This is a genomic window from Bacteroidales bacterium, assembly GCA_031276035.1.
Classification (GTDB): domain Bacteria; phylum Bacteroidota; class Bacteroidia; order Bacteroidales; family BM520; genus RGIG7150.
Genome location: JAISNV010000009.1, coordinates 1 through 8,842 on the forward strand (window position 1 = coordinate 1; position 8,842 = coordinate 8,842).

Below are 8,842 nucleotides of genomic sequence, written 5' to 3' on the forward strand. Positions count from 1 at the left end.
TCATATACTCCTAACAACTATATTTCCACAATAATCACACAATATTATATAAATGATGAATGGCAAGATAATGCAAAAAGAACTTATTTATATGATATCAATAATAATTTGACAGAAGATATATTAAGTTCAGATTATTTTGATTCTACAAAATTTCTATATGAATACGATGAAAATAATAACGGAATAAAAGGAGGATATTATGCCATATATGGAGACGAGTGGGTTAATGGTCAGTCAAATATAGAAATGTATTACAATAATATGCAAAGTACTTATAATGATACTAGGCAATGTTGTTTGATAACTATCTCCTACACCAAAACCCCTAAACCCGCCGGCATAGAAGAAATAGAACCATCAACATCAGAAATAGCCATCTACCCTAATCCATCAAAAGATTATATTAATATTTCAGTGGAAAATGATGAAATAGAAAACGTTCAAATCTACAACCTGACCGGTAAATTAGTAAAACAAGAGAAATCAAACAAAATCAATATTAATGATTTGCCTGTAGGAATGTATATTATTAAGGTTGAGACGGATGGTGGAAATTGTATTAAGAAAGTTATTAAGGATTAAGCTTAATTATGAAAATTTAGAAATATGAAGTAAGAAGTTGATGAAGGATTATTTAACATTATCAATAATCTTTCACCAATTTCAGTATTTCTAATTGTAAATAGCATTTATCACATTCAAAAATAAAAAACATTTTTCAAGCCCGTTTCCGGATTGAAAATTCCAAACTTCATCAGGTTGTGCAAGTCTGCCTTCACTATAAATAGATTTATTAGGTAAATCTAGAATTATCTTGTGGATTTCTTCAATGCTTTTATCTCTTAACGCTTCAACTGAAACCGGATTACGCTCAAAGACTGCTTTTATAAAAGGTTCCCAAGCAATATTATCCATATCGCGATAAACATATAAGGCAAAATTAGCCGATTCTATTTCATTTTGTTTACTTCTTACATAAGAAATAATTTCTTCCCTTGTCATTAAAGGGTTAATTGCTAAAATTTCCTCCTTAATGTATTCTTTATCAGAACCGGGCAAATCAGGAACAACATTAATGTACTTTTCAATTTCATCAAAAAGCGTATCCATCTTTGAACAACCTTCGGGAATATACATCGAATAAAAATAATTTTTAATGGTATCAAATTCAGCGTGGGGATTTTCGTTTAAAAAATCTTCAAAAATATTGATAAGAATTTTTTTATTATCGGGCATTGCGTGAAAATCTCTCGGATCCATTTCTTCGAATAAGGCATTCTTACTATTTGAGGCCAATGAATTTTTGCTGTTCAACTGATATTTATAGATTGTTTTAAAATCTATATAGCATTCCTTTCCGTTTCTAAAATGTTTATATTGAAAACAATCCCAAAATTCGGGTTTTGTTCTGATATAGTTGATAAAAATCTCAAAATTGAATTTCGTATGTAGAAAATTAGTGAATAGATGTGTAAATTCTTGATAATATGATTTGAAGATAGTTGCTTCTTTATAGAAGGTATGTATATAACCGGTTATATGCGACACTATAGTAATTTTTTCATTTTCGATAGCACGTCTTGCTTTTGCCGATAATTCCGTAGCATTAAACCACATTTTCTTTGTAACCAACCTTCTGTTGTTTGTTAAAAAGCCTTCTTTTTCGGCAATAAATCCTTGCGAATGTAATGGCGTTGCGATAAGAAAGATTTTTTCCAAAGGAATTTTTCCTATGACAAACAGTGCGGCAGCGTAAAGTGTTACTAATGAAACACATTCTCCGGCGCCCATATTGTATTCCGGTTTATTTTTGAAAGCCATCATAGCTTCAATAGTTTCGGTTTTCCAATAAGGAATAACCTCCGAATCATACTTATCCAATCCGAAATGTCTTCTGATATCAATGCTGAAATAATATTTGTCGCCTTCATAACCGAAAAGCGCATTTGATTGCCTCAAGGCATCCATATCAATAAAACTACTAAATCTTTCAATCTCGCGTTCTTTTGTAGTCAATCCCCAAGTATCCAGATCAAGATTAAAAACAGTATTATCCATAATATACTGTTTAATTCTGTTTATTCTATAATTTACAGAGCGTTTCTCAATGCCGTCAAACCAAGAATCTTTTGCCCATTCCCAAAGAATCGGTGACATTATGTTTGAGATTACGAGCGGATAAAATAATTCTGGAAAAATAAATATTTCCATATCCGACAAGGTAAAGGCTGAAGAAAGTTGTTCAAGCTCTTTTTCAGAGAAAAGCGTTTTTATATTAGCTTTTTGAGTTTTATTTTCGTCCATAATTATTTAGTAGAAAGATTAATAAACCGTCCACGTTTTTAATCCTTCATCGGTAAATTCATATCTTTGATCGTAACCGCCATTATAATTTTTGAGAGCATCAATAACTTTGTATCGACTTACCGATGGGCAGTAAAAGAACATAAATCCGCCGCCGCCTGCACCGGAAACCTTGCCGCCAGTTGCTCCCGCGGCTTTTGCAATGCTATAAATATTATCCAAATGTTCATTCGTTATTTCTTTTGCCATCTTCTTTTTGTTTTGCCAGCTGATATCCAAAATTCTACCTATATCATCAATATTACCTTTTAATAAAGATTCTTTCATTTCCAATGCGGAAGCTTTTAATTCGTGCATAGCCGAAATAGATTCTTCATTTTTAGATGAAACATTTTTTACCTGAGATTCGATGATTTTGGAAGATAATCTGCTGGTTTCAGTATAATAAAGCACTAAGTTGTGCGATAATTCGTCTTTATATCTGTTTTTAACATGTAAAGGATTAACAATAACATTGTCTTTGATGAATTCCATGAAATTAAATCCGCCGAAAGTAGCGGCATACTGATCCTGTTTACCGCCTGCCATATTCAAATCTTTTCTTTCAATATCATAAGCCAGACGCGCTATATCATACTCGCCAAGAGGTAGTTTCAACCATTCGGTAAATGCACCTAAGATAGAAACAACTAATGTTGAAGACGTTCCAAGCCCGGAACCTGCGGGTGCATCAACAAAAGTAGTTAGCTTAAATGATAGAGGTTTATCTGTAAAATCTTTTACAACCCTGTTGTAAACACCTTTCTGCAAAGAAAAATCTCCATCTGTCGGTAATATAGAATCATTATCAAATATTTCTGAGAAGTCTTTTTCCGGGTATTCGAAAATAATCTTTCCGTTATCCAAAGGTTCAATAGTAGCGTAAGCATACATATTTATAGTTGCATTTAAAATAGCGCCACCATATAAATCTGAATAGGGCGATACATCTGTGCCGCCGCCTGCCAAACCTAACCTTAAAGGTGCTTTGCTTCTTATTATCATGTTTTTTATGCTATCTGATATACTATTGCAAAAATACGACAATTTTTTGAAAATTTAAATTGAATATTTGATGCGGATGCAATATAAATTAAATTCTTATGTGTTTCAAAAGATTATATACATGATAAGCAAAATGTAAAGAGTTTAAAGTTTTGTTTATTTTATGATGTTCCTTAAAGATTTCTTTGATATTATTTGTTTAATAACTTCAAAGATTTATTAATACAAGACTTAAAGAAAAACCATCCGACATTCAAGAAAATTAGTAAAATAATAGACTATTTTATTAGAAAAGATTTTTAGTTATGTCGGAAAACGGTCCTTGTTTTTCAATATATATCTTTTATGATAAAGTAAAAAATCGATATTATAGCAGAGAGTCAATAGCATTAACCATATTCTCCCACGAATATTTTTCTTTTTCTATGAGGATGTTTTTTTCAAATTCTTGTTGGCGATTATTTTTGAAGAAATCATCAAGAGCTTGGGCAATTTCATCGGGATCCGTATTTACAACATAACCTACTTTTTTATCGGGAACTATTTCCGATAATCCGCCTACATCCGTAACCAACATAGATTTCTCAAAATGATATGCAATTTGTGTTACTCCGCTTTGTGTTGCACTTTTATAAGGCTGTGCCACAATATCGCAAGCACTGAAATAAATATTGACCTTGGAATCTGGAATAAATTCATCTCTCAAAATAATATCTTCTTCAAGATTATATTTTTTTATGAGCGATTTGTATTGTTCTTTATCTTCGTAAAATTCTCCCGCAATAATAAGTTTCACATTATCATTTGACTTTCTAAGTCTATAGAAAGCTTCGATCAACAAATCCAATCCTTTATAAGCTCTAATTATCCCGAAAAATAGAATATAACGGAAACTCGTATCTAATTCCAACATATTCAATGCTTCTTCTCTGTTCAACTTCAATCCGAAATTATCATACAAAGGATGCGGACATAATATTCTCGGTTTTTCTTTGTCAAATAATCCCAGATCATTTAAAACAGATTTAGACATTGCAACGAAGCCCTGAGTTGAATTTACAAAATAACGAACGAAAAGTTTATCGGCAATTCGTTTTTCATGAGGAATAACATTGTCTAAGATAGAAATTACTTTAGTTTTATTGTTTTTTCTTACAATCCTTTCTATAGTTCCGAAACAGGGCGCCATAAAAGGCAACCAAAACTTTGTAATCATTATATCGGCATTGAGTTTTTTTATTTCCCTGCCGATTTTTATCCAGTTAAAAGGATTAATAGAATTGATTTTCCTGTGTATATGAAGATCCGCCGGAGGATTTTCTATAGAATATTGACTCTTTCCTGGAAATAAAAACTTCGGATACTGTAGAGTAAAGGTAAAGATTTGTACATCATTGTCTTGATGAAGATATTCTCTTGCTAATCTTTCGTTAAAAGCAGCAAGTCCGCCACGATACGGATAAGCCGTGCCGACAATAATGATTTTTCTTTTACTCATAAGCTTTACCTGCAAACATGCAGAGTGCTTAATTTAATAATGACGCAAAGAAATCCGAATCTCTTTGCGTCATTTTATTTTAATTCTTGTATTATTATTTCTTCTCAATATTGGGCAGTTCAAGGCCGTAACCCTTTTTCTTATCTTCGGCTTTCAACCATATTGATAAGATTAAAGCAAACAAACCTAAACTTGCAAAGATTAACATAGGAACAGTATAATTATAATCAGTCGGATTTGTTACTCCTTTATTAGTAACTGTTAAAGCCCAGCCGATTAACATAGGAAATGCCATTAATCCTATATTCTGTATCCAGAAAATAACCGAATAACCTGTTCCAAGATATCTGTTTTCCACTAATTTAGGAACTGATGGCCAAAGAGCAGCAGGAACTAATGAGAAAGAAACTCCGAGTAATAAGATTGCTGCATAAGCAACGCCTTTTGTAAAATATTGTTCGGGAGTAAGGGCGAAAACGAGGTGACAGCAGCACATCAAGATCGAACCGAGCATTAACATTGTTGCACCTTTTCCTTTAGTATCTAAGAAAGCACCTAAAAGCGGAGTTAATACCATTGCTCCGATAGGGAACCATCTGAAAATATCGCTGGCAGCCTGATTACTAATACCTAATCGACATTCCAGCATATTTGCCGCAAATTTTTGGAACGGGAAAATTGCAGAATAATAAAGTACACATAAGAAAGCGACAATCAAGAAAGTTTTACTTGAAAACAACTTACCAATATCACTGATCTTAAACGGTTCATCCGGTTCAACGCCGCTTTCGCCAAGCTGTTTATCTAATTTTTTGTCCATGAAGCAATATGTAAGAATGCAGATAAAACCGACGACGAGAAGTAATGCGCAGAAAAGAACGGGTTTACTTACATTTATTCCGTCGGCAAGACGAGGAGAAAGACTGAAAACAGCAAACACTCCTAAACGTGCAATCGCCATTTCTATACCCATAGCAAGAGCTAATTCTTTTCCTTTAAACCATTTAACAATAGCTTTCGAAACAGTAACGCCCGCCATTTCAACACCGCAGCCGAAGATCATAAAACCTAATGCTGCTAACTTAGCAGATGCCGGAAAAGCAACCCACCATGAACTTAAAGCCGATTCTAATCCGGTTCCTACAAAATAATCACTAATAGCATAATATTTTATAAAAGCACCGAGAACCATTAATCCGGCAGACAATATAATACTGAACCTGATTCCCGTTTTATCCAAAATAATTCCGGCGAAAATCAAAAAGAAAGCAAACACATTTAAGAAATATTCGGAACTCATAAAAGTCCCGTAAGTTTCAGGTGTCCAACCTTTTGACGACTCGAGTAAACTTTGTAATGGTGATAAAACATCCATAAACATGTATCCGAAAAACATTAGTAATGCTAATAAAACAAGGGCAATCCAACGTACAACCGGAATGTCTTTCATTAATCTTTGTAATTTCTCTGTCATAATTATATTATTTTAAGTTAAATTAAATATAAAATGCAAATGTAATAAAATTGAATTATTATTAATTCAATTATTCATAATTAATTATCAATAATACTTTGATATAGTAATATATTGATATACTGATTTTTAATTTAAATTATGATGATTTTTAAGTATGAAAATAATAATTTTTGAATCTTTGAATAGTTTATTATATAAATTTTGTAATACAGAGAAGTTTAACCAAAATCAGTAACTTTTATTATTTTTGTGCAAAAATTAATATTTAACATGAGAAGTTTCGGTAGCGATAATCACTCCGGTGTACATCGGGATATTTTAAAATCATTAAATGATACAAATGATAATCATCAGATTGCGTATGGAGATGATATTTGGACAAAAAAGGCAGAACAAAAATTTAAAGAAATTTTTGGAGATAATGTCGAAACTTTTTTTGTCTTTAATGGTACCGGTGCAAACGTTATATCCCTGAAAACAACAACAAACACATTCAATTCCATTATTGCCGCAGATACTGCGCATATTTGTGTTGATGAATGCGGAGCTCCCGAATATTTTACAGGCGCCAGTGTTAAAGCGGTTAAAACTTCTAATGGAAAATTAACTCCGGAATCAATAAAACCATTATTAAGCGGATTTGGTTTCGAACATCATTCTCAACCGAAAGTTGTTTACATATCTCAATGTACGGAACTCGGAACTGTTTATACCTGCGAAGAAATCAAAGCAATTGCAGAATTAATTCACTCTCATAATATGTATTTGCATATGGATGGTGCCCGAATTGCAAATGCTGCCGTTTGTCTGAACAAATCATTTAAGGAAATAACTGTCGATTGTGGGGTAGATATCCTAAGTTTTGGCGGTACAAAAAACGGAATGATGATAGGGGAAACAGTAGTTTCTTTCAGGAAAGAATTATCGGAAAACTTAAAATATATTCGAAAACAATTGGCTCAATTATATTCGAAAATGAGATACGTTGGATGTCAATATTTATCTTATTTCGAAAATGATTTATGGTTTCGCAACGCTTCTAATGCCAACAGAATGGCACAACTTCTAAGAAAAAGCTTATTAGAAATATATAATTTCGATTTTACCCAAAATACCGATGCAAATATTTTATTATTAAAAATGAATAAAGAGATGATTGATAAACTTTTGAAAAAACATTTCTTTTACATTTGGAATGAAGAAATAAACGAAATAAGACTTGTAACTTCATGGGATACAACGGAACAAGACATTAATGATTTTATTTCTTCAGTTAGAGAAATTTTATAAATCAGACCTTATATTTATGCTTTACATCTACTTTCTCGCTATCCGGATATGTGAATCTCTTTCATAATAATTCTTAATTCCTAATTCTCAATTCTTAACTTTATATATCTTTGCTTTTTAATTCATTTTAATGAAACAATTATTCTGTATATTATTGATAAACGTAACATTTCTTGCATATACACAAGAAAAGAAGATTTTTTACGGACAATTACTCGATTCGTCCACACAGGCACCTATTCACAATGCACATGTTCTTAGCAGTTCAAAAGGTGCTACAATATCCGATTATCACGGAAACTTTTCAATATATGTACTTGGCGATGACACATTAACAGTTTCATGTATAGGGTATCAAAAAACAAATATTCTCGTGTCTAACTATAAAAATTTTGAAAACAATAAAGTTATATTTCAAATTACACCTATTATATATACTTTAAGCTCGGTTGAAATCCCTTATGCTTATTCTGTGGTGATTGTTCCTATGGATAAGAAGGAAAAGGTTAATATAGAGGGTGTTGCTCCCTTAAAGAATGAAATTTGGCATAAGAAAGTCAATGATGATATTAATATAAAGTTTCAAAAAGAAAATAACATAGGGAAAAGTGAAGTTCCTGAACTACAGTACTTCGGGATAGGAGTAACAATTGATGGATTTCTTAGCGGATTGATAAATAAGGAAACGAAGAAAGAAAGAGATACTAAGGAAGTTATTGAAAATGATAAAAGAACATCTTTTTTTGATACTTATATGAAGTCCGATGAGCTTAAAAATATTTTAATGAGCGAACCTTATAATATGTCTCAAAATGAATATAAGAATTTTGTTGAGATATTTATTTTAAAAGCCGGAAAGATAAAATTTGCGACAAATGAATACGATATTCTGCAAGAAATAACAAAAAATTTGAAGTCGAATAAATGATTCTTTACAAAAACCCCCAATTCTTCTTAATTTAATATTCTGAAAATTAGTATTTAAAAAGAATTTTAAAATATTTTTCTAGAAAATGTTTTGAAATTAGAAAAAAGGTGTATCTTTGCACTCACGTTTGCAAAAGATAGAAGTTTTGCAAATCTAGATAAGTAAGAAGAAAGATATAAAAAGTTCTTTGACATAATTTAAGCACAAAAGACCTGTGGAGCGACCTGTTATTTATGAATAGGTATTTCATTAATTAAATGAGATTATCTTGACATAGCATAAAGGCAATGGTAATAAT

The 8,842-nt window shown here is 31.6% G+C and carries 7 protein-coding genes; 3 read left to right on the forward strand and 4 right to left on the reverse strand.

The genetic code is table 11. The features are described from left to right. Positions 1–585, forward strand: a 585-nt coding sequence (locus LBP67_02135; GenBank protein MDR2083779.1) for a T9SS type A sorting domain-containing protein, incomplete at its 5' end; no start/stop codon positions are given. Between the two features lie 90 nt (positions 586–675). Here the strand turns inward: LBP67_02135 and LBP67_02140 are convergent. From LBP67_02140 to LBP67_02155, 4 genes are all read right to left on the reverse strand, one after another. Beyond that, on the reverse strand, positions 676–2,307 hold the full coding sequence (locus LBP67_02140; protein MDR2083780.1) for a hypothetical protein: 1,632 nt from the start codon (positions 2,305–2,307) through the stop codon (positions 676–678). 18 nt (positions 2,308–2,325) lie between these two features. Then, complete coding sequence (locus LBP67_02145) at positions 2,326–3,351, reverse strand: dehydrogenase (protein ID MDR2083781.1); 1,026 nt, start codon at positions 3,349–3,351, stop codon at positions 2,326–2,328. A 367-nt stretch (positions 3,352–3,718) separates the two neighbouring features. Continuing rightward, a complete protein-coding gene (locus LBP67_02150; protein MDR2083782.1) occupies positions 3,719–4,849 on the reverse strand; it encodes a glycosyltransferase in 1,131 nt (376 codons plus the stop codon). 94 nt (positions 4,850–4,943) lie between these two features. Further along, entirely contained in the window at positions 4,944–6,323 is a 1,380-nt protein-coding gene (locus tag LBP67_02155; GenBank protein ID MDR2083783.1) for an MFS transporter, read from the reverse strand. 273 nt (positions 6,324–6,596) lie between these two features. Here LBP67_02155 and LBP67_02160 point away from each other — a divergent pair, with 273 nt between their 5' ends. After that, complete coding sequence (locus tag LBP67_02160) at positions 6,597–7,616, forward strand: aminotransferase class V-fold PLP-dependent enzyme (protein MDR2083784.1); 1,020 nt, start codon at positions 6,597–6,599, stop codon at positions 7,614–7,616. Positions 7,617–7,746: 130 nt separating this feature from the next. Beyond that, complete coding sequence (locus LBP67_02165) at positions 7,747–8,544, forward strand: carboxypeptidase-like regulatory domain-containing protein (protein ID MDR2083785.1); 798 nt, start codon at positions 7,747–7,749, stop codon at positions 8,542–8,544. Positions 8,545–8,842 lie beyond the last annotated feature (298 nt).

Bases quoted from the DNA above. Each gene is read 5' to 3' on its own strand.
- LBP67_02140 (MDR2083780.1), bottom strand. From the start codon at position 2,307: ATGGACGAAAATAAAACTCAAAAAGCTAATATAAAAACGCTTTTCTCT.
- LBP67_02145 (MDR2083781.1), bottom strand. From the start codon at position 3,351: ATGATAATAAGAAGCAAAGCACCTTTAAGGTTAGGTTTGGCAGGCGGC.
- LBP67_02150 (MDR2083782.1), bottom strand. From the start codon at position 4,849: ATGAGTAAAAGAAAAATCATTATTGTCGGCACGGCTTATCCGTATCGT.
- LBP67_02155 (MDR2083783.1), bottom strand. From the start codon at position 6,323: ATGACAGAGAAATTACAAAGATTAATGAAAGACATTCCGGTTGTACGT.
- LBP67_02160 (MDR2083784.1), top strand. From the start codon at position 6,597: ATGAGAAGTTTCGGTAGCGATAATCACTCCGGTGTACATCGGGATATT.
- LBP67_02165 (MDR2083785.1), top strand. From the start codon at position 7,747: ATGAAACAATTATTCTGTATATTATTGATAAACGTAACATTTCTTGCA.